Genomic DNA, 22,446 nt, shown 5'->3' on the forward strand with positions numbered 1-22,446 from the left:
CTTAACGTACTGCGTTACGCTTTCTGTTTACTGCATAGTATCCAAATCCTGCTGCACCAACAACGATTAGGATAATAAATGGTAAGTTATCTAATAAAATACCAGTGATACTTGTTGAATCAAATGTATTCGTAACTGCAACACTATTTTCCTTTTCTCCTAATAGTGTGCTATATTCTGTATCTTTGTCTGCACGGATAATTAAACTATCCCCTTTATCGTAACCTTCTAATTTAACTTCTGCACCATTTGTTTTCAGTACAGCTGAAGGCTTGTATGATGTTGAAGCAGTTTCAACTCCATCCATAGTTGTACCTGTAGGTAAATTCTCAACTACAACAGTTTCTCCATGTTTTAGCTTTACTTTAATTTCTGCCTTTTTGTTTGCTCCTGCTAGTGTAAATTGTCCTGATTTCCCACTTACATCACCATCTTTATCAACAACTTTGTAATCATATGTTTGTGATTCTGTATGTAATGATGAAGACTTGAAATTAAGTGTGAAATCAAATTCTTGCGTTAAATCTGCTAAATCTCCTGTTGTTGTTTTGCTCAAAGTGAATGATTCTGTTGGAATTGCACTTCCTGCAATTTTTCTATATACTCCAGAAAATGGAATTGTTGCTCCTGCAGTACCACCATCAATTTTATCTGCATCTACAATATTTCCATCTACAACTTTCGTGCTATATACTGCAACACCTTGTAACTTCAATCCACCATTATCGAAATCATTAACAACATAAACGTGCATACGATAAACTTCTGGTGCATCTGTTATTGAAGCAGTACCCGGCACAGATGGCGTTTGTTCAGTAATTTGATAAATATATTCACCTGCTTTACTAAACCCTCCTGCTCCTACACTAGGAAGTACAATTTCTTCACTTGCAGTTACTGTAACCACATCACCATTTGTTGATTCAGTACTTGCAGAAGTAAATGATACAGTTACGTTAGCAATAGCTGGTAAGTTTCCTGTATCTGTTGATTCATTAAAACCCTTTTTTTCGAATGCATACTGAACATTCATAGTAGGTGTTGTAGTTCCTAAGTCTTTTTTAATTGTCTTGGTAATTGTAATCTGATTAGTGAATAAGTCAGCTGCTAATACTTTTGACGTTCCTCCACTTACGAATAATCCTACTGCCATTAAGAATGCCAGTACTCCGTATAATACTCTTGATTTTCTTTTAAACATTTCTTTTTCCTCTCTTTATCTTTCTGTTTTATAAACACACATTTATTTATAGTCCTCTTCGTCTGAAGAAACTAATCGCTTTTCCTTTTATGTTTTTTACATTTACTGGACCATAGACTCGACTATCTAGGGAGTCTTTTCGATCATCAGCTAATAGGAATACCTCATCCTCTTTTAAAGTTACTGGGAATTTTATTCCTTCAACATATGGAAGCGTTTCTTTTGTTATTTCTGGTTCATACTGCAGTGAACCATTAATCATTAATCCGTCTTCAGTGATATCTACTGTATCACCTGCCACGGCAACAACTCTTCGTAACTGTGTTTTACCTTCGTATGTAATAACAACGACATCTCTAGCAACATAATGCTTATCAAATCGATAATACAATACTATATCTCCATTTTTTATGGACGGTGACATTGTATTATCTGCAGTTCGTTGAATTCCAAATACAAAATTAAACAATACAACAAATATTAAAATTACAACTAATATTTTTGTTAACAGTCGAAGCAGTTCGCTTTTTACCGTTGGTGGATGTTTTGGTGGTCTTTGTTTTGCCACTTTCTTTTTTTCATCCATCAATGATACCTAACTTTCTTACGTATAGAATAAATCATCCATGTAGCAATCATCATTCCACCAATACCTAAGAGAAGATACCAAATATTGATATCATCATCAAATGCAGTTGCTGGATACTCCTTGCTTGAAGTTGTAATTGATACACTTGATGTTAGTTTATTTGCACTTGCAGTATTTTCTAACGTAATTCCTGTTGGAACATCATTCTTACCTTTTAATGTACACTTGAATGATAGTTCCACTTCTTCACCAATATCTAAGTATATAGACATTCCATTCATCAACTCAGATACTTTATGTGTTTCATCGGTTGTTACAACATTGTTTTTATTTGTATATTTCATTGTAACAATTGTATTTTGTGGATTTTCAATATAAGGCAATAAGTTACTTAATGTATCTTTTACCTTTGTGTTATCCGACAAAGTTGCTCCTGTCTCATTACGAACTAAAATCTTATAGTATAAGTCCTCTTTTGGTGAAGCATAATTATCACCATTCGTATCGATAACACTTTTATTAATAGAAATAATTGGCGAACCTGCAGCTATTGAATCTGTTGCTGTAAATCTATTATCTACAATTACTGTGTTAGTTAATTGTCCATTTAGCTCATCATTTAATTTATTCAAATCAAAATTTCCAGCTCCTAAGGTTTCTGTTGCTACCAAAGTTACAGTTACTTTCTGTGACTCACCAACCCCCATCCAAAGTTTAAATCCACCTTCATAAATTAGATGTAAACTATTCTTCCATATTGCATCATCTCTATCATCTTCATATGCTACATAAATATTAGGATCACTTTCAAAACTTTTCTGTAAGTCAAAATACTGAGCAGTATTACCTAATATCAGTTGCAAAGGAACGTCATTAATTCCTATTACTGAATTATTTGTTACAAAGAACTCGAACTTGACTTTATCACCTGGTCGTACGATTTCATCATCGCATACACCATCGCATACCTTTGTCATTTTCTTATCTATGGAAACATCCATTTTTGTATAAGCATCAACTTCAGTATCATTGATACCAGCATACACTGTGTTTTTGAATCTATCGATATTATCAAATCCCAATGCTTTTAAAGAAGCTTCATCTTTCATTACGACACTGAATTTAACTTCAAACTCATATCCCGATTCTAAATCAACACTTAATTCTCCTGACATTAATTTTTTAATTGTAGTTGATGACCTACCAATTTCAGTTGGGTTACCTTCTGATGACGATTTTTTCTTTATTATGGTTACCTCTTGATTATCAGGATATACGAAATAATCATAGATTCCTTCTAATGGGTCTTTAATTACCATATTCTCATATGTAGCACCACCATAGTTTGATACAACTATCGTATATGTTATCGTATCGTTTGGTTCAGCAAAGTTATTTCCATCTGGTCCATCTGTAACAAATTTTCCAACATATAAGTTTGGAAATTGTAGATCAATATTTGCTTGTGCTTCAACTCCACCTACAGTAACTCTATTTTCCATACTCTTTTGGTATCCACCCAAAACAGCTGTAGAAAGTTTTCCACTTCCTTTTGCGGCATTAGCAGCATCTTCGATACTTCTTAGTTCTACTCTATATTTCATTTTGACTGTAGCACCTGCAGGAATATTATAGCTTCCATAACGTTGTGTAAGTCCACCCATTGTTTTTTTAACTCCAGGTTGTTCTTGCAGTACATCGTTAACATAAATATCCACTACTTGTTCTTCTTCTGGCTGTTTATAATACTCTACTAACACTGGTGAAAATTTACTAAACATATCTAACTCATCAAAAAATAGAATTTCTTTCAAATCTGCACCAGTTTTATTTTCTGCAGAAATTGTATATTCTAAGGTATCACCAGCCCAACCAGGATGATTTGGATCTCTTGTTTTATTGATTACTGATTTCGTTACCAATAATTGATCTGTTGTGTAATCATTCTTACAAAATAGAACATTTCGATATAAATCTCCGATGCGCACTGTACCATTAATACTTGTTGTGGCATTTGGCATGTTTACCTTATGATTAAATCCTGTAACTAATGTTCCACTTAGTGTTTTACTTGTAGAAGCATCAAACTTCATTTCTATTGTTCCTGTAGTTCTTTCTCCAGATGTACTAGCATTAATTCGCCATTGTCCTACGGTCACTCCATTACTATCTACAAGATTACTGTACGCTGTATTACTATACAAGTAATTGATATTGTCGCTTACTAAAAAGTCAAATATGACAGAATCTCCTTCTTGGAAACTACTATTTTGTGTAGTAGCTGTCCAATCTATTGATGCATTGATCATATCTCCATCAAGCATCGCTGCATAGTTTGTCATATTATATCCTTGACTCGTTTCTATTATAAATTCATTAATTGTAATTCCAACATTTCCACTTGATAACAATGATATTTCTTCATTTCTTTCAGTTTCTTCTTTAGCTTGAATCGGTACTTTACTAAGCAAAGAAGCGACCACAATAAAAAAAACCAGGATTAACCAAGTTAAATTCTTTTTGTTTGTTTTCCCTACCATACGTCACATCCCATCATACACTTATTCTATCTCCTAATATTTTCTTTGCTCGTATTCTAACTAATGTGAAAATATACATAGTTTATTATAATCGTTCACCATAAATACGTCAATCTATTTGATTCTTCATAAAATGCGTTTTATGCGTGTTTTGTGCGAAATATACAGATTATTTTATTCTATATTTTTTACCAATCTCTATAAAACCTGTATAATGAAACAGAGGTAAGATTATGTATAAATTAATAGCTACAGATTTAGATGAAACATTACTTAATGATGACCACGAAGTCTCATTGAAAACCAAACAAGCAATCTATAAAGCACAAGAACAAGGAATCTATATTGTTCCTTGTAGTGGACGTGCACCGGGATTTCTAGCAAATCTTTATGATGAATTACATATCAATGATGATCATAACTACAGCATACTAGCAAACGGATCAATTGTGATTCAAAATAAAAGTGAAGCCATCATTTCAGCAACAAGTATTCCTTTTGAAAATGGAAAGTCGATATTTACGGATGCAACTGAAAAGGGATACTGTGTAGAAGTGTTTACGCCTAAAAAAGTATATGTTTTTCAAGTAACTCCTGATGAAAAAGAACGTCTTTTTAGTTTTGGTAATCGTATGCAATTTGTAGATGACACAGACTATTCAATTTTTGAAAATCAAGAAGTGTTAAAGATCCTAATTGTTAAAGAGGGTGGAATTCCAGAATTCCAAGAATATGAAGCTACGCATACCCATGTATTTGAAGGTAAAGTTTGTGTAAGCTACTCAAGTAATCGATATATGGAAATCAACCCTTTGCATGTAGATAAAGGAACTGGATTAGCTGCATTAGCAAAGCATTTGAATATCCCAATTGAACAAACTATCGGTGTTGGTGATAATTTCAATGATGTTGGATTAATGAAGAGTGCAGGTTTAAGTATTGCTGTTGCTAATGCAATTCCAGAAATCAAAGAACTTTCTGATGTTGTACTTCCTTATACAAATAATGAAGATGCGATTATGCATATACTTGAAGAATATGTATTTTCAAAGAAGTAGTGATATAATGAAGCAAGGTGATACACATGAATAATAATCCAATTGGCGTTTTTGATTCTGGACTTGGTGGAATCAGCGTCCTTAACACATGTTTGACAATCTTGCCAAACGAACATTATATATACTATGGTGATTCTTTACATGCACCATATGGAACCAAGCCAAAAGAAGATGTCCTTGCTCGATGCATTGAAATCTGTGACTACTTTATTCAAAAAAATGCTAAAGCGATCGTAGTTGCTTGTAATACTGCAACAAGTGTTGCAATTACTGAACTTCGTAAACGTTATAGTATTCCAATTATTGGAATGGAACCTGCCTTAAAGGTAGCTGCACACAATAAAGAAAATAAGAATATTATTGTGATGGCAACACCCTTAACGTTAAAAGAAAAAAAGTTTGCATCATTAATGGCTAATTATGCAAATAATAGTACGATTTTAAAAATGCCATGTCCTGAATTTGTTGAAATCGTGGAACATGGAATGCAGGATGTCCAATCAAGAGTAAATAAGCAAATCGATGTATATAAAGATCTCATTCAGGATCGTCAAATCGATAGTATTGTATTAGGTTGTACACACTTTCTATTTGTAAAACAAGAAATCGAGAATTACTTTAACCATAATGTACAAATGATTGATGGAAATGAAGGAACCGCTCGACAATTAAAACATTTATTGGAAATCGATGGAAATCTAGGAAACCACAAACAAAAAGTGGAAATATTCAATTCGGATGAATCGAAACTTCCACTTAGTTATCAATTAGTAGATGCTTAGGTGTCTACTTTTTTCTTGCCATAATATACGAAACTGCTTTATTTACGAAAACATTTGGTAAGAGTTTTGTGCAGATATACCCTATTTTATTGTATACACCAGGAATAATCATCATCTTATTTTTCTTCAGTCCCCGATATGCGGTTTTCGCAACACTCTGTGCTTCCATGACATGCATGGTAAACAAGTGTGTATCTTCTGCATCTGATTTCGATGCAAATAGTGTTCTTGTTGCTCCTGGACATAATGCACTTACTTTTACCTTGTATGGTTTACACTCATTATGAAGTCCTTTCGTAAATGAAAGAATATATGCTTTTACTGCTCCATACACAGCTGCATTTTCTAACCCAACAAAACTAGCCATACTAGCGACATTGAGTACACTCCCATATTGATGTTTTACCATATCTGGAACATAGTAATGACATAGCTCCGTAAGGAAATTGTTTTGTAGTTGAATCATTTCCATCTGTTTTTGTAAATCGCTATGCACAAATGCTCCATACTCCATAAATCCCGCATTATTTACAAGTGCATCTACTGGATCTTTGATTTCGTTATATAGTAACTTGGCTGCATTTGGTTGACTTAAATCAAGTACATAAATTTGTACCTGAATGTTATATGCTTGCTCAAGTTCTGCTTTTTGTTGCTCCAGTTTTAATTTGCTACGTGAAACAAGGATAAGATTGTATCCATCACTAGCAAATAACTTTGCTAACTCATATCCAATTCCACTTGTTGTACCAGTAATTAATGCGTTCATGTATGACTCCTTAGATGATGTTTTTACGTTTTCGTTTTTGGATAATGAAAGCTACAACAAATATCACAATACCAAACAATAAGGTAATTCCCATGTTTTGATAAATTGGTGTTAATTGCTTACTATTCATTTTAGTCAATTCGAAAATTAGATCATTATTTCTAACAAAATAGTAACTTGGTGTGAATTTTGCAACCATAAGTACGCCATCTGTTAATAATGCTTGAGGAACAAAACTACCACTCACAAAGGCTAAGAATAAACTAATAACATTTTGCATTCCACCAATGACTTCACGTTTCTTCACAAAGACGCATAGTAAATAACCTAATGCAAGTGATGGTACAACTATACACGCTAAGTTAAGAATGTATAAATGACTACCAATAGCTTTCATTGCATTTCCAAATACACCATATGCATACGCTGTTGAACATAATACAAAGATTGCTCCTAATGCAATAGTTGCTAAGGCAATTTGGAAGTTATAACTCTTATTAGAAATTGGTGAAATCATCAAGCGACGTTTAATATCTGTCTTGTTTAATTCAATCATAACAATTCCAATAGCAGCGATAAGTCCACTAAAGAATGAATAATTCAAGAAGTTGAATAAGAAGTTAATTGGTAAGTCATCTTTTTGTTGGATGCCTGTATACGCAATTTCTTCTTTCATATCTTCATTGGTTGCTTTAATGACATCCTTGATATCACTATTTCCATATGTTGCATGTGCATACAGTGTGTCTGTATAGTTTGTTACATAACTATCCACGACATATGCAGATGAACTGTCTGGTAATTGTTTCTTTTCTAATTCGATAACTGCTTGACTATCAAGTGATGCTTCATATCCTTTTGGAATATACAATACGTAATCCACTTGACGATAATACATCGCATCTTCGATGTCTGCTTCTTTGACATCTTGTAATTCAACTTTATCTTTTAAATACGTTGTTAGTGCTTTGGATGCTTCACTTTGATCTTGGTCAGCAATGACTACTTTTGCTTTTGTCTCAATTGACGATGATGCACTATCTTGTACAAACATAAACGACATTGCAAACGCAATAAGTAATGTCATGATGACTGACCACTTGTTTTTATATATAATACGGAAGAATAACTTAAAGACTTGCATATGTTTTCCTCCTTAATACTTGATATGAAATCACCAGTAATACTACACCAATACCAATCATTACACATGCGTTGATATACACAGGTTGCATATCACTATAGTAATACATCATATTAAATGAGTTCGTAATAAGTGATGCAGGATTGATGTATTTAATAAGCGGTGAAATTTGTTCTAGCATGTATGGCATTGTGTTAATCATCATCCCTGCTAAGAAACAACTAAATAATGAACCCATACTTAATATGGTCATATTCGTATTTTCTCGCAACTTTGATACACTTCCCACAAAGATTCCTAATGCCAAACTCATTAACATTCCAGAAACTGAAGTAAGTACAAGTAATCCCATTTGATTTCCGAAATCAATACCGAGCACAAATATTAAAAATGCATAGGCTATACATAATTCAATACTCAAAAGTATAAACATCGCTAGAAAATCAATACACACAACTTTTAACTTATTTGTTGGTGCAACATTTACGCGTACGGCACGATCACTTTGATTTGCTTGTGAATCCTTCATACTTTGCAGTCCATAAAATGAACCATATAGAATCGTCATAGCAATTACCGTATAAAAATACTGCATTACTGGATCTTTACTTCCTCCAGCTGCTGTTTTTTCTTTTACATTCGTATGCATACTTGATACATCTTGAATGACTTGTTCACTGATCATTGTTGGATCTTTTTTTGCAAGTTGTGTAACTGTGCTTTCTACTTGAATGTATGAATTTGCAATCTGTTTTAAGACACTTAAATTCATCCCTTTATTAATTGAAAGTAGTTCTGGTTTACTATCACAAATAAAGATTGCGTAGACTTCATTGTCTTCTAACATTCGATTGGCTTCTTTTTCACTTGTTTCGTGTAGAATCAGTAGATTATTTTCTTCATCTGCTAGTGTATCAAGTACACTTTTAAATGTTTCATTTCCTTTATCTACAACTGCTACTTCGATTGGATCGAGTTTTTCTGCTTCCATAAGTCCACCAAATGCAAAATGAAATAATAATGATAATGCAATTGGAAATAGTAAGGTCCAAAACAGAAAACTCTTATTTCTTGTAAAGACAAGAAAACGATACTTGAATAAATGCATCTTAGTCTCTCAATTCTGTTCCAGTAAGTTCTAAGAACACATCATTCAAGGTTGGACTTTCACTATGTACCTTTATAAAGTCTACTTTTTCTTTTTTAAAGTAGTTTAATATTTCAATCAATGTTCCATTATTACTTTGTACTTCAAGTTCAAGTAATCCATGTGCATATTGCACTTTCTTTAAATCTTCTCTTGCTTTCAGTACTTCGATTATTTCCTGGGAAATATCTTCTAATTCGAAAATGATTTTCTCACGGATGGATATACTTTCTTTCAAACTATCTTTAGTTCCTTGTGCAATCACTTTTCCTTTATCCATGATTACAATACGGTCGCAGATTTGTTCCACTTCTTCCATATAGTGTGTTGTATAAATCACAGTTGCTCCTAATCGATTTAATTCTAAAATGTTTTCTAGAATTCGATTTCTTGATTGTGGATCTACAGCAACCGTTGGTTCATCTAAAATAATAAGCTTTGGTTTGTGTGCAATTCCACAAGCAATATTTAAACGACGTAATAATCCACCACTTAATTCCTTTGGATACTTCTTTTGAAAATCTTCGATTCCTACAAATTGAATCGCTTCTTTTACATATTCTTTTCGTTTTTGACTATTTTGAATATATAACCCACAAAAGTAATCAATGTTTTGGTATACTGTTAATTCTTCAAATACAGCAACATTTTGCATGACCAAACCAATATCCTTTTTAATGTCATTTGCATCTGGTGACATTGGTTTATCAAATATTTCAATACTTCCTTTTTCATACGTCAGTAGTGATAATAGACAATTTATTGTTGTTGTCTTCCCACTACCATTTGGACCAAGTAGTCCTAAGATTTCCCCTTGTTGTACGTCAAGATCTAAACCATTAATGGCTTTAAAATCCCCATAACTCTTTTCGAGCCCTTTAATTGATACAATCATAATTCCCTCTTTCTGTTTAACACAAATTTATTTTATAGTATCTTTTTGTCTACGACAAGTCTTACTATCTTTGTAGATTATTTATGTATGACTTCAGCAAGAACAATTACTGCCAAAGCAAATAAGTAAACAACCCAAGCTGTTGCCCACCATCCATATACCATTCCTAATGTTACATAAATAGCTGTAGCAAGAATCCAAGCTACCGAAGCAACTTTATCACTTGCTTTTGCTGCTTGTTTTTCTTTTTGTAGTTCTTCGTAGTTATCATTAAGTAATGTGCGATACATCGTTTTTGTAGTTCCCGCATGCACACAAAGTACGACTCCTACTGCAATTAATGCAAAGAATGTTACATTTGCAATGACATCCTTAAATACGTATTCAATCACTGTATATCCTGCAACTGCGCTTATAAAACAAATCACACCAATAATAATTTCAACAACAAATGTTGATTTTGATTTTTCATATGCTTGAATTATTTCCGTTTTTGTTTGATAGTCAAGTTCAATCATTTCTTTCATGTATTTATATCCATCCATACTCATACCTGCATAAATAAATAATCCTACAGCACAAGCAATTGGGAAAAAGAAGAAGACTCCACTTAATGCATCTGCAAAGTCAAATGAATATAATTCACTTGATACATATCCTAAACTTAATCCTGCAAAGATACATACTAAACCAATACAAACTAAAGTTGTTTGCTTTTTATATTTACGAATGTATGTATGTGCATCTTCACTTGATACATATCTTGCATCTACTGAAATGCTTTCTTTTTCAATATTTAACTCTCTTAATAGTTCATCCATATCACCAAATTGTTGAAGAACTTCTTTGATTGCATCTGTCTCGCTCATACCCGCTTCACGATATTCGTGATACGCATCTTCCATATGATCTTGTAGATTCATTTTCATTTCAGCTACTTCTTTCGTTTTTGGTAAGTCTTTGAACATCTGTTCTAAATACGCTCTAATTGTTTCCATTTTTTTCTCCCTTGGTGAACTGATTAATCACTTCTTTAGTGACTTCCCACTCTTCGCATTTTTCTTTGTAATAAGCAATTCCTGCATTTGTTATTTTGTAATAGGTTCTTCGTTTCCCAAATGTTTCATTTCCATAATAGGAAGTAATAAATCCATTTTTTTCTAAACGCGTAAATGCAGAATACAATGTTGTTTCCTTCATTTTGTATTTTCCATTTGATAATTGCTCTATTTCTTTTGATATCTCATATCCATAGTTGTCTTTTTCTAGTAACACTGCCAGTATCATCGTGTCGTTATAACCACGACTTACATCACTACTAATCATTGTTTACCTCCTTTTACTCCATCTGATGTACTTCATCTGTCATAGTAATATTAGCACATGTACTACGACAGGTAAAGTAAAATATAAAAAAAGGATAAAATTAATTATCCTTTACAGTAATTGAATGATTGCTGCACCTAGAAAACATAGACCACCTATCACCCATATAACGACTGCACTCATTCCTAATCCACTTGTTTCTTTCCTGCGATAATACCTGAATGCAAAGTAGAAAAAGTAAAATGCTAACATTATATTTGCCATATATGTTGGAGCTTTCCAAATTACTACACATGTAATACATGCATATAGCATTATAAATCCGTATTCTTTCAAAAATTTCTTCATTTTATACTTCCTTTTTCTATACTGTAGCATAAAAAGAAAAGGAATGAATCATCATTCACTCCCTAATTCTTATTAGTCGATCATTGCAGGTTCCCATTCTTCTTTTGTTGGTAACCCTAATAATTTAACAACTGTGTTAGCTACGTTAGCTAATCCAAAGTCTCCATCTTTAACTTTTACATCTGCGTTGTAGAAGATAAATGGTACTTTATTTAATGTATGTGAAGTTTTTGCTTTAAGTGCAGCTCCTTCTTTTTTAGGTTTTTCATACATTTCATCAGCATTTCCGTGGTCAGCAGTAACAAGCATTACACCATTTACTGAATCAATTGCATCTTGAAGACGTTTTAATTGTAAATCAACTGTTTCTACTCCGATAATTGTAGCTTCATAATTACCTGTGTGTCCAACCATATCTCCATTTGGATAGTTTACACGTAAGAAATCATATTTACCAGATTTGATTGCTTCAACTAATTCATCTGTAATTTCAGCAGCTTTCATCCATGGACGTTGTTCGTAAGGAACTACATCACTTGGAATTTCTACATATGTTTCTAATTCTTCATCGAATTTTCCTGCACGGTTACCATTCCAGAAATATGTAACATGTCCATATTTTTGTGTTTCACTAATTGCATATTCTCTAATTTTATTTTCTACTAAGTATTCCGTCAAAGTATTTTTAATTTTTGGTGGGAATGCTAAGAAGTGTTCAGGAATATTTAAGTCTGAATCGTATTGTAACATACCAGCAAATTTTACATCTGGTTTACGTACACGATCAAATTTATCAAAGTCTTCTTTTTCAAATGCTAAACAGATTTCTTGTGCACGGTCTCCACGGAAGTTGAAAAGAATTACTGAATCTCCATCTTCAATCGTTCCTACTGGGTTTCCATCTGTTGCAATAACAAACGCTGGTAAGTCTTGGTCAATTACACCAGTTTCTGCACGGTATGTTTCAATTGCTTCTTTTGCAGATGCAAATTGTCTACCTTCACCTAATACGTGTGTTTTCCATCCAGCTTCAACCATTGGCCAGTTTGCTTCATAGCGGTCCATTGTAATTTGCATACGACCACCACCTGATGCAATAACTGCATGGAAGTTATCATCGTTAAGTTCTGCAAGTTTGTTTTCAAGTGCATCTACATATTCAAGTGCACTTGTTTCAGGAACATCACGTCCATCTAATAAGATATGAACACGAACTTCTTTTGCTCCTTGTGCTTTTGCTTGTTCTAACATTGCAAACAAGTGGTTAATGTGTGAGTGCACATTTCCATCCGATAATAATCCAATAAAGTGTAATGTTTTGTCTTTAGCACTATCTACTAAATCGTTCCACGTTTCACTTTCGAATAAATCTTTACTTTCAATTGCTTCGTTTACTAATTTAGCTCCTTGTGAGTAGATTTGACCACAACCTAATGCATTGTGTCCTACCTCAGAGTTACCCATATCTCCATCACTAGGTAAACCTACGGCTTTTCCATGTGCTTTAATTGCGATATTTGGGCTTGTTTCATATAAATTATCCAATGTTGGTGTAAATGAATTAGTTACAGCATTTCCAAATTGGCTGTCATTGATTCCAACACCATCCATTACGACTAATAAAACTGGTTGTTTACTCATTTTTGCTTCCTCCTGATCATTCTAATGACGTTCTATATAAATATAGCACAATTCGTGAAACTTTTAACTAATTTGTTTGGAAAATGTATAGGTTTCACTATAGGTGTATTAAAAGCATAAAAAAGTGATGGAGAAAAACACTCCATCATCTTAAAAGACAATACAAAAGACAAATAAAAACTAAATTGGGTACTTTCTACACTGTATATGGAATTTCTAGTCAATCTTCTGTTGTACAATTATAGAGGGTACCTTTTATGCCTATTCGACAAGAAACAGCTAAATCCCACTTTTCCATTGCAAACAAGTCATTTGATAATGCTTGGAGATTACAAAGATATGATTCAACCAAGCCCACAATTCAAAAGATATTTACTGATCAATGGAGTGATTTTTTGAAAGATCCTCAAGTTGCTCACAATGGTTTTCGTGATGTGACTTTAAAAGAAGTCCAAAAGATGATGGACTGTGGAACCTTTGAATGTGGTTTTGAAATTTATGAGTGTCCCGATTGTCATACAACCAGTGTTGTCTGTTATACATGTAAAAGCAGATTCTGTTCTTCTTGTGGTGTTAGATATGCTAAAGAACGAGCACTTAGTATTTCCGCAAATGCTTTAGATGTTCCTTATCGACACCTAGTTTTTACGATTGATGAAGAACTAAGAGAGTATTTCTTAAGAGATAGAGAGATGCTACACCTTTTATTTAGTGCAGTCAAAGATACACTGTTTTATGTTTTCGATAAAATCAATGGAAAAAAAGACACATTTACTCCAGGAATCATTATGGTTTTACATACTTTTGGACGTGCATTAAACTGGAATCCACACATTCATTGCTTAATCACTGAAGGCGGTATGAACAGTAAACATATTTATAAGAACATAAATTTCATCAATTATGAGTCATTGAGAAAATCATTTATGCGTACTCTATTGTATAAAATGAGAGACTCTTATGATGTGAATTCTAGAGAATACAAAAATTTCAAAAAACTAATAAGCAAGTTATATCGTGAGCATAAAAAAGGATTCTATGTTTACGCTCCACCACTAGAAAACAGAAAAGGTAAAGACGCAATTATAAATTATATATTACGTTATACTGGAAGACCTGTAATGGCACAAAGCAGAATTATCCATTACAACAAAGAAAAAAAAACAATCAAATATTATTATGAGGATCATAAAACAAATGAACGCATTGAAGTAGAAGAACATGTATTTCTATTCATGAAAAAACTTCTTCTTCATATTCCCGAACAACAATTTAAAATGATTCGCTATTATGGAATATATGCAACATGTAATCATTCTCATAAAGAGAAAATGAAAATTTTACTTCCACGATTAGGAAAAGCAAAAGAGAGAGTATACTATCGTGGTGATTTAATAGAAACATTCGGAGTAGATCCGTTTTTATGTACATGTGGTCATTATATGGAATTCATAGATTACTATGTTCCATCAAGTAAAGGTGGTGATAAGAATGGACCAATATATAGCTAAAGATGAATATATCCAAATGAAATGCAAAAGCTGTGGATATGAAGAACAAATGCCTACATGGTGTTTTGATGAAGTAGCAGAAATGATGCGATATGATAACAACAATGACACACCACATATACATTGTCCAAGATGTGATAAACCAACACTTTATCCAAAGAAATAAATACAACCTAAAATCAAAATACAGGATTAGGTCTTTTCAAGTGCCTAATCCTGTATTTTGGCTCTACTTAGCAACGCAGAGAACTTTCCTTAAGAATAAAAAAAGAACAGCTCTTACGAACTATTCTTCAATTATCATTTCATCATCGATTAAGATATCAGCTAGATTTGCTTTACGAACTTCTTCATAACGGTGACGTGATTTGATATCCCATGAATTATTATCCATACATACAAATCGTCCATCTAGTGATAGATCTGTATAGAATTGTGCAATTCTATCTTCTTTTTGACTTTCTGTTAATTCATTGCGATCACAAACAGCGTTGAATAAATCAATAAAGACTAATTCCTTGTTTGTTTCCTTTAGCACTTCGTATGCTACATCGATCATTGGTTGCTTCATATAGCTTCCCCCTCCTACATTTTTTCTGGTGCTTCGACTCCGATTAACCAAAGAGCGTTACGTAAAGTGATTTGACAAGCACGTAACAAGTCTAAACGTTGTGCACTACGTTGTGGATGTTCATTATCAATGACTTTACATGCGCCATAGAATGAATGAAATAGTGATGCTAGCTTTTGAATATAATTGCACATCTTATTTGGTGCTCTGTTTTTTGCTGCATCAGCGACAACGTTCGTAAATTCATGAATGTATTTCAATAACTCTAACTCTTTTTCATGTGTTAGTAAATCATAGTTATCTACCGTTTCATCAATTGTGCTACTACGTAAGATTGAACAAATTCTTGCATGCGCGTATTGTGCATAGAACACAGGGTTTTCATTGGTTTGTTTCTTCGCAAGATTTACATCAAAATCAAAGTGCGTATCCAATGCTCTTTGCACAAAGAAGTAACGAGCTGCATCCACACCTACATCTTCGCATAATTCACGAAGGGTGATTGCATTTCCTAAACGTTTTGACATTTTTACTTCTTCGCCATTATCAACTAAACGCACCATTTGAATGATATCCACTTCAAGTGTATCTGCATCTCTTCCCAATGCTTCAATACTTGCTTTCAAGCGTGGAATATATCCATGGTGGTCTGCTCCTAGAAAATCTACCATCTTTTCGAAACCTCTGTCAAGTTTCGTGATATGGTATGCGATATCTGGTACTAAATATGTAAAAGATCCGTCGTTTTTACGTAATACACGGTCTTTATCATCACCAAATTTCGTTGTTTCGAACCATACGGCTCCATCCTTTTCATAAACGTATCCAAGTGTATCTAACGTTTCTACTGCTTTTTCAACTAAACCAGCATCACGTATTGATTGTTCACTTGTAAATACATCAAACTCAACTCTAAAGTTCTTTAGGTCGCGTTTTAGTTTTTCAAGTTCTAGACGAATTCCTTCTTTCTTAAAGAAGTTATGTACATCATCTGAATATTCAAGATATGCATCACCATATTCTTTAGCAATGGTTTCTGCAATTTCTTTAACATCTGGTCCATGATATCCATCTTCAGGAAGCTCTATTTGCTTACCAAAACTATTTGCATAACGTGCATATAATGAACGTGCAAGGTTATCTACTTGGTTTCCTGCATCATTTACATAGAATTCACGAGTAACATCGTACCCACTCATTTTTAGTAAACGTGTTGTTGCATCACCCCATGCAGCTCCTCTAGCGTGTCCTAAGTGTAAATCCCCAGTTGGGTTTGCACTTACATATTCACAGTTAATTTTTAAATTCTTTCCTGAATCGTTATATCCATAATTGTCACCAAGCTCAATAACTTGACGAATCACTCTTGTTAGACTATCACTTTGCATTTTGAAATTGATAAATCCAGGACCTGCAATTTCCATAGATGCAATGTTTGCAGCTTCTGTATCGATTGTATCGACTAAAGTTTGTGCGATGGCTCTTGGATTGTTTCCAATTACTTTTGAAAACTTCATCGCTGTATTGGTAGCATAATCCCCATGGCTTTTATCCTTAGGTATCTCAATAATGATATCTTCAATTGCGACATCCACTTGGAATGCATCTTGAATTGCTTTAGCAATTGACTGTTTTAGTTGTTGATCAATTGTACTCATTAAGATCTCCTTTCATCATAAACGTAATCTTGAAACCATCGTGATCTTGCGAATGTAATACATCATAGGCAATGACAACTTGGTTATCATCTTTACGATATAGGTGCGTAAAAAGATCAATATTCATATCTCCAAACTCACTTTTAATTGGGTTGGTTGTATCTTCATTTTCAATAAATTTCAAAATTGAATGAACATCCCCAATTCGTTCAATCTGGGCATAGTTTTCATATACTCGTAATATTACTTTTGCACCAGTTTCTTCTTCATATGTATATTGTTCGTAGTCATCATATATATCATGAGTAGCTTCTCCGATAAATAAGTCCTGACTCTCTTTTGTATACAGATGTTGGTGCATCACATGTAGTTTCTTTTTCATAGTTATATCGCACATTATAGCACGAAATACCTGTAGTGCAACCCTAATTTCAAAAAAAGGAAAGCTAGTATTTATGAGCTAACTTTCCAATAAAGTTTGAAACCTTTTCATCTAGATTTTGATTCGAATCGAGTTCATCTAAATCTAGATTTACTGTACGAACAATTAATGAATCCATAAGGTTCATTTTATTAAAATCAAAGGTTCCACCAAAATCAATCGTCGTTTGAAGTAAATTTTGATATTCTGGTATATTTTTTTCAATAATATCATCAATTGCAGGAGTTCTTGTTCCTCTATTTACAAATAAATGTAAAGATTTATTCGATAATTGATGAATCTTGTCACGCATAAAACGGATCAAGTCTTTACGAAGCTTTCCTACATATAAGGGACTTCCAAAGATGATGGTTGTATAACGATCCAAGTTTAATAAATCCACGTCCTCAATATTCACCATGTCTGCATCACAGTTATCTGCGATGGTTTTTGCGACCTCTTCTGTACTACCGTATTTTGTAGCATATAATACTAATGTTTTCATACATAACTACCCTTTCCACTATATATTTTCCACTACACACACTGCGTGGATGTACATAATAACAAATAAATCATAATATCTCTAGTTAAAAACTACTATAAATGATAATTGGTTGTTTGCGAGTTAAAATCGGTATTATATATATAAAAAAGAAGGTTTTTACACCTTCTTTACAAGTTTATTTATAGATTTTTACTTTGTCGTCGATATTCATAAATTCTTTATCACCTGGATCACCAGCAGGTTTACCAATTGGCATTTGGGCAACTAAACGCCAACTATCTGGAATGTTCCACGTTTTTTTCACTTCATCATCAATAACTGGATTGTAGTGTTGCAAGTTTGCTCCATAGCCAACCGATTCTAGTGTTGTCCACATTGCATATTGCATCATTCCATTTGCCTGTCTTGACCAGTCTCTGAAGTTCTCAGCGTAGTTAGGCATCTTTGCAGCATAACCTTCTACAACGTCTACATCATCAAAGAATAACAGTGTTGCACTTCCTGATGCAAAAGCTGTGTCAATCTTTGTTTCTGTAGAAACGAACTTTTCTGGATTATTTACAATTTTACGTAAAGTTTCTTTTACAATTTTCCAGAATGTATCATGTTGTTCATTTTCTAATAAGATAATGCGTTGACTTTGCATATTGAATGGAGAAGGTACATGTTTCGCTACATCCTTCACTAATGCTTCCAATTCTGCGCTATCAAGCACTTTTTCATTTGATATTTGGTAATACGTACGACGATCTTTAATACTGTCTAAAATAGATTTCATATTATCAAGTTCCTTTCCTTTTATTATTCTCATTATAAGCAATATACAAATATATTTCATTGAAAGTGCATAGGTAAAAAAAAAAGATGGATTGTTATCCACCTTAGATGTAACGTATCGTACGTTAATTATTCAGTTTTATAATTTTACAAATTTTTCTACATCAACAACGAAGATTGTTGCTCCACCTACTTGTACTTCTACTGGGAACGATGCGAATCGACCAATATCGTATGATGCAGTTGATGGTACAACTTCTGTGCGTTTACGAGAGAATTCTCCGATTACTTCAATTGCACGATCGACTTTATCGTCTTCCGTACCTACGATTAATGTAGTATTACCAGCTCGTAAGAACCCACCTGTTGTAGCTAAACGTGTTACTTGATAGTTTTCTTTTGTCAGTGCACTAGATACACTGTGTGAATCATCATTTGACATAATTGCTAAAATTAATTTCATAGTATCACCACTTCCTTTTCTTGATTATAACAATTTCTTAATCATTAGTCTATTCATAAAATTATTTGCAAATTAATTCTAATTTATAACTTCTTTCTACCTTCTAATGCTTTTATTAGTGTGAGTTCATCAGCGTAATCTAGATGTCCTCCCATTGGTAATCCATGTGCAAGGCGAGTAACTTCAACATCTTTATTTTCAAGTAACTTTCCAATATAGAGTGCAGTTGTTTCTCCTTCAATGGTTGGATTGGTTGCAATTAGTATTTCATTTACATCATCTGTAATGCGATCCAATAAACTTGCAATATTGATATCTTCTGGCATGATTCCTTTCGAAGTCGAAATAACACCATTTAGTACATGATACAATCCGTGATACTGTGCTGTCTTTTCTAATGCGATAACATCTTTAGGACTTTGTACAATTGCAATCATGTGTTGATTACGACTCGGATCCTTACAAATATCACAAGTCTCTCCATCACTTAGATTTCCACAAATACTACAAGTATGTATATCATTTTTTAAATCAATTAAACTTTGAATGAAGTTATCAATATCTTCATCGCTATAGTTTAACATTTCAAATGCATAACGTTCTGCACTTTTAATTCCTACCCCAGGAAACTTTCTTAAGTTATCGATGAGGTTTTCAAACTTCTTTGGATACATATTACATACCTGGTATTTTCATACCACCAGTTAATGATGCCATTGCTGCTTCTTTTTCTTCAGTTGCTTGTTTCAATACATCATTCATCGCCATTTGTACAAGTTCTTCAATCATTCCTTGGTTATCTTGATCAAGTACTTCATCTTTAATAAAAACACTTACGACCTCAAATGCACCATTCATTGTGATTTCAACAACTCCACCACCAACACTTGATACATATTGTTTCTCTTTTAATTCATTTTCTTGTTTCGCCATATCTTTTTGCATTTTTTGGGCTTGTTTCATTAATGCGTTTAAATCCATATCTTCCTCCATTAGATGATATCTATATTATTCTTAAATAGAATATTTAGTTCATCACTTATTGTCTGTTCTTTCTTTTCTTCTTTTTTAATTTCAAATGAAATTGGTTCTGGTAAATTATTTGTACGATAACGTGTTTTAAATTCATCAATCACACGTGATGATTGTGTACTTGTTATCGCAAACACTTTCTTTTCTTGTTGGAACATTGATTTTACTAAATTCATAAATTCATTTTGTTCATCCAGTTCATTAATTTCTTTTGCTAAAGGCAATGATCCAACTTCAAATAATGTATAGGTTTCAGCGCTAGCAACAATCGTTGCATTTTTTAACATATTTGCTGCTTTAGCTACTTGTATATCTAAATCGGTGCAATATGAATTAATACTCCGCATTTGTTCACTTTCTTGTGCACGGATTTGTTTCTTTGCACCAACAAGTAAACGAAGTACAAATTCATCATCCAAATTCATTTTCTTTGGTTTCTTTGGCGCAACCTCTAATTCACTTGCTTGATCAATATACTGTTGATCTATATTTGGTGTCATTGTCTCTTGTTTTACTTCTTCCTGAGATGTTGGTTCTTCAACTACAGGTTCTACGTGTGTATTTATAGGTTCTTGTGGCATTTCATCACTAATTAGTGATAATGGTTCACTTTCTTCAATACCACCTTCTAATACAGGTATATGCTCTTCTTCGGTATAATCAATTGTATCTTCTACCGGCTGTTGTGTTTCCTGTTCTTCTACTTCTCTAGTTGGATGAATGACTTCATGTGTTTCTACATCAACCATTGGTGCAACTGTTTGTAAGTTCTCTGGTGCAATTGTTGTTGTAGGTTGTTCAGTTATTTGAACGGTTTGTGTCATTGGTTCTTCATATGTTCCACGTGGAACAATTTTCATGATTTTCAATAATGCAACTTCTAAATATAAGATAATCGTTGATGCATTACGGTATTTATCATAACTATCCATTAATATATCAATTACTTGTAGTGATATTTCTGTATTTAGCTTACTCGATAATTGAACAACTTGTTCTTGATCTAAACGATTAAGTAACGATGCATCTCGAGTATAATCGTAAATAACTTTTTCTTTAAGTATTTCAATCATATCATTCGTTAATCGTTTAATATCAATTCCACGACTATCTAATGCTTCAATTGCTTGCATTAAGCGTGACGTCTCATGTCCAATCATTAAATAGAATAAATCGAGTATCTCATTTGTTGTGATAATTCCATAGATTTCAAACACTTCAGATTGTTTAATAAAGTTTGGTGAATATGCATATACTTGATCTAATATACTTAATGCATCACGCATTCCACCATCTGCTAATTCAGCAATTGTATCAAGTACACCATCTTCTACTTGAATTTGTTCTTTATCAATAATATACGCAAGACGATCTACAATATCTTTCTTTGCTACTTTGGCAAAATCAAATCGTTGCGTTCTCGATATAATTGTTGGCAATACTTTATACGGCTCTGTAGTCGCAAAAATAAAGATAACATGCGCAGGTGGTTCTTCAATGGTTTTTAATAATGCATTGTAAGCACCTTGCGTCATCATATGAACCTCATCAATGATATATACTTTGTATTTACCTTTGATTGGTGCATATTTAAATTTCTCAATTAGATTACGTACTTCCTCTACCCCATTATTACTTGCAGCATCAATCTCTACAATATCTGGATGTACACCTTCTAAATCCGTTTTACAGTTTTCACAGACACCACAAGGTTTATGTTCTCCTGTACAGTTTACTGCTCTTGCGAATATTTTTGCTGTTGATGTTTTTCCGGTACCTCTAGGTCCAGTAAATAAGTACGCATGTGCAATTTTATTATTATCTATCGCATTTTGTAAGGTTTTAATAATATGCTTTTGCCCTGCCATATCATCAAAATTTTCTGGTCTATAGGTTCTATACAATGCTTTATATGCCATTTACAATACCCTCTTTCTCTAGTTCTCATTATACCAAAATTCACATAGACAAAATAGGGTAGAGGGAAAGAAATATATTCTTTCGCCCCTCCCATTGCACCGTACGTACGGTTCTCGTATACGGCGCTACATATGTATTAATCACG

The 22,446-nt window shown here is 33.2% G+C and carries 24 protein-coding genes; 4 read left to right on the top strand and 20 right to left on the bottom strand.

From position 1 onward, the window contains the following. Window position 1: 1 nt before the first annotated feature. The 3 genes from EDD63_RS04750 to EDD63_RS04760 are packed head-to-tail and all read right to left on the bottom strand — an operon-like array spanning window position 2 to window position 4,330. A complete protein-coding gene (locus tag EDD63_RS04750; RefSeq protein WP_134169010.1) occupies window positions 2-1,201 on the bottom strand; it encodes a DUF7601 domain-containing protein in 1,200 nt (399 codons plus the stop codon). Window positions 1,202-1,247: 46 nt separating this feature from the next. Continuing rightward, window positions 1,248-1,787, bottom strand: a complete 540-nt coding sequence (gene lepB, locus EDD63_RS04755; RefSeq protein WP_134169012.1) for a signal peptidase I — start codon at window positions 1,785-1,787, stop codon at window positions 1,248-1,250. Continuing rightward, window positions 1,787-4,330: a DUF11 domain-containing protein gene (locus EDD63_RS04760; RefSeq protein WP_134169014.1), complete on the bottom strand. Its 2,544-nt coding sequence runs from the start codon at window positions 4,328-4,330 to the stop codon at window positions 1,787-1,789. The genes lepB and EDD63_RS04760 overlap by 1 nt, the downstream gene beginning before the upstream one ends. A 233-nt stretch (window positions 4,331-4,563) precedes the next feature. Here EDD63_RS04760 and EDD63_RS04765 point away from each other — a divergent pair, with 233 nt between their 5' ends. Next, the gene (locus EDD63_RS04765) at window positions 4,564-5,388 is read left to right on the top strand and encodes a Cof-type HAD-IIB family hydrolase (protein WP_134169016.1); all 825 of its coding nucleotides are present in this window, start codon (window positions 4,564-4,566) and stop codon (window positions 5,386-5,388) included. 26 nt (window positions 5,389-5,414) lie between these two features. Further along, complete coding sequence (gene murI, locus EDD63_RS04770) at window positions 5,415-6,170, top strand: glutamate racemase (RefSeq protein WP_134169018.1); 756 nt, start codon at window positions 5,415-5,417, stop codon at window positions 6,168-6,170. A 4-nt stretch (window positions 6,171-6,174) separates the two neighbouring features. Here murI and EDD63_RS04775 read toward each other — a convergent pair whose 3' ends face one another. From EDD63_RS04775 to gpmI, 8 genes are all read right to left on the bottom strand, one after another. After that, window positions 6,175-6,939 carry an SDR family NAD(P)-dependent oxidoreductase gene (locus EDD63_RS04775; RefSeq protein ID WP_134169020.1) on the bottom strand — a complete coding sequence of 255 codons (765 nt, stop codon included), beginning with the start codon at window positions 6,937-6,939 and terminating at the stop codon, window positions 6,175-6,177. A 10-nt stretch (window positions 6,940-6,949) separates the two neighbouring features. Next, window positions 6,950-8,083, bottom strand: coding sequence for an ABC transporter permease (locus EDD63_RS04780; RefSeq protein ID WP_134169022.1), 1,134 nt, complete (start codon window positions 8,081-8,083; stop codon window positions 6,950-6,952). Beyond that, entirely contained in the window at window positions 8,070-9,191 is a 1,122-nt protein-coding gene (locus tag EDD63_RS04785) for an ABC transporter permease (protein WP_134169024.1), read from the bottom strand. Before EDD63_RS04785 ends, EDD63_RS04780 begins: the two co-directional genes overlap by 14 nt. Window position 9,192: 1 nt before the next feature. Further along, window positions 9,193-10,125, bottom strand: coding sequence for an ABC transporter ATP-binding protein (locus tag EDD63_RS04790; RefSeq protein ID WP_134169026.1), 933 nt, complete (start codon window positions 10,123-10,125; stop codon window positions 9,193-9,195). A gap of 77 nt (window positions 10,126-10,202) precedes the next feature. Continuing rightward, window positions 10,203-11,123, bottom strand: coding sequence for a permease prefix domain 1-containing protein (locus EDD63_RS04795; protein WP_134169028.1), 921 nt, complete (start codon window positions 11,121-11,123; stop codon window positions 10,203-10,205). Beyond that, entirely contained in the window at window positions 11,110-11,451 is a 342-nt protein-coding gene (locus EDD63_RS04800) for a PadR family transcriptional regulator (protein ID WP_134169030.1), read from the bottom strand. Before EDD63_RS04800 ends, EDD63_RS04795 begins: the two co-directional genes overlap by 14 nt. A gap of 111 nt (window positions 11,452-11,562) precedes the next feature. After that, the gene (locus EDD63_RS04805) at window positions 11,563-11,799 is read right to left on the bottom strand and encodes a hypothetical protein (protein ID WP_134169032.1); all 237 of its coding nucleotides are present in this window, start codon (window positions 11,797-11,799) and stop codon (window positions 11,563-11,565) included. A 72-nt stretch (window positions 11,800-11,871) separates the two neighbouring features. Then, window positions 11,872-13,440 carry a 2,3-bisphosphoglycerate-independent phosphoglycerate mutase gene (gene gpmI / locus EDD63_RS04810; protein ID WP_134169034.1) on the bottom strand — a complete coding sequence of 523 codons (1,569 nt, stop codon included), beginning with the start codon at window positions 13,438-13,440 and terminating at the stop codon, window positions 11,872-11,874. A gap of 257 nt (window positions 13,441-13,697) precedes the next feature. On the opposite strand from gpmI, the gene EDD63_RS04815 reads away from it, so the two are divergent. Then, window positions 13,698-14,951 (top strand): IS91 family transposase, encoded by a 1,254-nt coding sequence (locus EDD63_RS04815; protein WP_134169036.1) that lies wholly within the window; start codon window positions 13,698-13,700, stop codon window positions 14,949-14,951. Further along, the gene (locus EDD63_RS04820; protein ID WP_134169038.1) at window positions 14,932-15,117 is read left to right on the top strand and encodes a hypothetical protein; all 186 of its coding nucleotides are present in this window, start codon (window positions 14,932-14,934) and stop codon (window positions 15,115-15,117) included. Before EDD63_RS04815 ends, EDD63_RS04820 begins: the two co-directional genes overlap by 20 nt. A gap of 120 nt (window positions 15,118-15,237) precedes the next feature. On the opposite strand, the gene rpoE is transcribed toward EDD63_RS04820, so the two are convergent. From rpoE to dnaX, 9 genes are all read right to left on the bottom strand, one after another. Beyond that, window positions 15,238-15,522, bottom strand: coding sequence for a DNA-directed RNA polymerase subunit delta (rpoE, locus tag EDD63_RS04825; RefSeq protein WP_134169040.1), 285 nt, complete (start codon window positions 15,520-15,522; stop codon window positions 15,238-15,240). Window positions 15,523-15,536: 14 nt separating this feature from the next. Then, the gene (gene argS, locus EDD63_RS04830; protein WP_134169042.1) at window positions 15,537-17,180 is read right to left on the bottom strand and encodes an arginine--tRNA ligase; all 1,644 of its coding nucleotides are present in this window, start codon (window positions 17,178-17,180) and stop codon (window positions 15,537-15,539) included. After that, a complete protein-coding gene (locus EDD63_RS04835; protein WP_166667550.1) occupies window positions 17,167-17,562 on the bottom strand; it encodes a DUF1934 family protein in 396 nt (131 codons plus the stop codon). The genes argS and EDD63_RS04835 overlap by 14 nt, the downstream gene beginning before the upstream one ends. 64 nt (window positions 17,563-17,626) lie before the next feature. Continuing rightward, a complete protein-coding gene (locus EDD63_RS04840; protein ID WP_134169046.1) occupies window positions 17,627-18,106 on the bottom strand; it encodes a flavodoxin domain-containing protein in 480 nt (159 codons plus the stop codon). 178 nt (window positions 18,107-18,284) lie between these two features. Next, window positions 18,285-18,887, bottom strand: a complete 603-nt coding sequence (locus tag EDD63_RS04845; RefSeq protein WP_134169048.1) for a nitroreductase family protein — start codon at window positions 18,885-18,887, stop codon at window positions 18,285-18,287. A 138-nt stretch (window positions 18,888-19,025) separates the two neighbouring features. Further along, the gene (locus tag EDD63_RS04850) at window positions 19,026-19,349 is read right to left on the bottom strand and encodes a cyclic-di-AMP receptor (protein WP_134169050.1); all 324 of its coding nucleotides are present in this window, start codon (window positions 19,347-19,349) and stop codon (window positions 19,026-19,028) included. An 83-nt stretch (window positions 19,350-19,432) separates the two neighbouring features. Beyond that, on the bottom strand, window positions 19,433-20,023 hold the full coding sequence (gene recR, locus EDD63_RS04855) for a recombination mediator RecR (protein ID WP_134169052.1): 591 nt from the start codon (window positions 20,021-20,023) through the stop codon (window positions 19,433-19,435). A gap of 1 nt (window position 20,024) precedes the next feature. After that, the gene (locus EDD63_RS04860; RefSeq protein WP_208318299.1) at window positions 20,025-20,330 is read right to left on the bottom strand and encodes a YbaB/EbfC family nucleoid-associated protein; all 306 of its coding nucleotides are present in this window, start codon (window positions 20,328-20,330) and stop codon (window positions 20,025-20,027) included. Between the two features lie 11 nt (window positions 20,331-20,341). Next, the gene (gene dnaX / locus EDD63_RS04865; protein ID WP_134169055.1) at window positions 20,342-22,300 is read right to left on the bottom strand and encodes a DNA polymerase III subunit gamma/tau; all 1,959 of its coding nucleotides are present in this window, start codon (window positions 22,298-22,300) and stop codon (window positions 20,342-20,344) included. Between the last annotated feature and the right edge of the window lie 146 nt (window positions 22,301-22,446).

The organism is Breznakia blatticola, from assembly GCF_004365815.1.
GTDB lineage: Bacteria > Bacillota_I > Bacilli_A > Erysipelotrichales > Erysipelotrichaceae > Breznakia > Breznakia blatticola.

Excerpts from the sequence above, each read along its gene's own strand:
- EDD63_RS04750 (WP_134169010.1), bottom strand. The coding sequence starts at position 1,201 with ATGTTTAAAAGAAAATCAAGAGTATTATACGGAGTACTGGCATTCTTA.
- lepB (WP_134169012.1), bottom strand. The coding sequence starts at position 1,787 with ATGGATGAAAAAAAGAAAGTGGCAAAACAAAGACCACCAAAACATCCA.
- EDD63_RS04760 (WP_134169014.1), bottom strand. The coding sequence starts at position 4,330 with ATGGTAGGGAAAACAAACAAAAAGAATTTAACTTGGTTAATCCTGGTT.
- EDD63_RS04765 (WP_134169016.1), top strand. The coding sequence starts at position 4,564 with ATGTATAAATTAATAGCTACAGATTTAGATGAAACATTACTTAATGAT.
- murI (WP_134169018.1), top strand. The coding sequence starts at position 5,415 with ATGAATAATAATCCAATTGGCGTTTTTGATTCTGGACTTGGTGGAATC.
- EDD63_RS04775 (WP_134169020.1), bottom strand. The coding sequence starts at position 6,939 with ATGAACGCATTAATTACTGGTACAACAAGTGGAATTGGATATGAGTTA.
- EDD63_RS04780 (WP_134169022.1), bottom strand. The coding sequence starts at position 8,083 with ATGCAAGTCTTTAAGTTATTCTTCCGTATTATATATAAAAACAAGTGG.
- EDD63_RS04785 (WP_134169024.1), bottom strand. The coding sequence starts at position 9,191 with ATGCATTTATTCAAGTATCGTTTTCTTGTCTTTACAAGAAATAAGAGT.
- EDD63_RS04790 (WP_134169026.1), bottom strand. The coding sequence starts at position 10,125 with ATGATTGTATCAATTAAAGGGCTCGAAAAGAGTTATGGGGATTTTAAA.
- EDD63_RS04795 (WP_134169028.1), bottom strand. The coding sequence starts at position 11,123 with ATGGAAACAATTAGAGCGTATTTAGAACAGATGTTCAAAGACTTACCA.
- EDD63_RS04800 (WP_134169030.1), bottom strand. The coding sequence starts at position 11,451 with ATGATTAGTAGTGATGTAAGTCGTGGTTATAACGACACGATGATACTG.
- EDD63_RS04805 (WP_134169032.1), bottom strand. The coding sequence starts at position 11,799 with ATGAAGAAATTTTTGAAAGAATACGGATTTATAATGCTATATGCATGT.
- gpmI (WP_134169034.1), bottom strand. The coding sequence starts at position 13,440 with ATGAGTAAACAACCAGTTTTATTAGTCGTAATGGATGGTGTTGGAATC.
- EDD63_RS04815 (WP_134169036.1), top strand. The coding sequence starts at position 13,698 with ATGCCTATTCGACAAGAAACAGCTAAATCCCACTTTTCCATTGCAAAC.
- EDD63_RS04820 (WP_134169038.1), top strand. The coding sequence starts at position 14,932 with ATGGACCAATATATAGCTAAAGATGAATATATCCAAATGAAATGCAAA.
- rpoE (WP_134169040.1), bottom strand. The coding sequence starts at position 15,522 with ATGAAGCAACCAATGATCGATGTAGCATACGAAGTGCTAAAGGAAACA.
- argS (WP_134169042.1), bottom strand. The coding sequence starts at position 17,180 with ATGAGTACAATTGATCAACAACTAAAACAGTCAATTGCTAAAGCAATT.
- EDD63_RS04835 (WP_166667550.1), bottom strand. The coding sequence starts at position 17,562 with ATGAAAAAGAAACTACATGTGATGCACCAACATCTGTATACAAAAGAG.
- EDD63_RS04840 (WP_134169046.1), bottom strand. The coding sequence starts at position 18,106 with ATGAAAACATTAGTATTATATGCTACAAAATACGGTAGTACAGAAGAG.
- EDD63_RS04845 (WP_134169048.1), bottom strand. The coding sequence starts at position 18,887 with ATGAAATCTATTTTAGACAGTATTAAAGATCGTCGTACGTATTACCAA.
- EDD63_RS04850 (WP_134169050.1), bottom strand. The coding sequence starts at position 19,349 with ATGAAATTAATTTTAGCAATTATGTCAAATGATGATTCACACAGTGTA.
- recR (WP_134169052.1), bottom strand. The coding sequence starts at position 20,023 with ATGTATCCAAAGAAGTTTGAAAACCTCATCGATAACTTAAGAAAGTTT.
- EDD63_RS04860 (WP_208318299.1), bottom strand. The coding sequence starts at position 20,330 with ATGGATTTAAACGCATTAATGAAACAAGCCCAAAAAATGCAAAAAGAT.
- dnaX (WP_134169055.1), bottom strand. The coding sequence starts at position 22,300 with ATGGCATATAAAGCATTGTATAGAACCTATAGACCAGAAAATTTTGAT.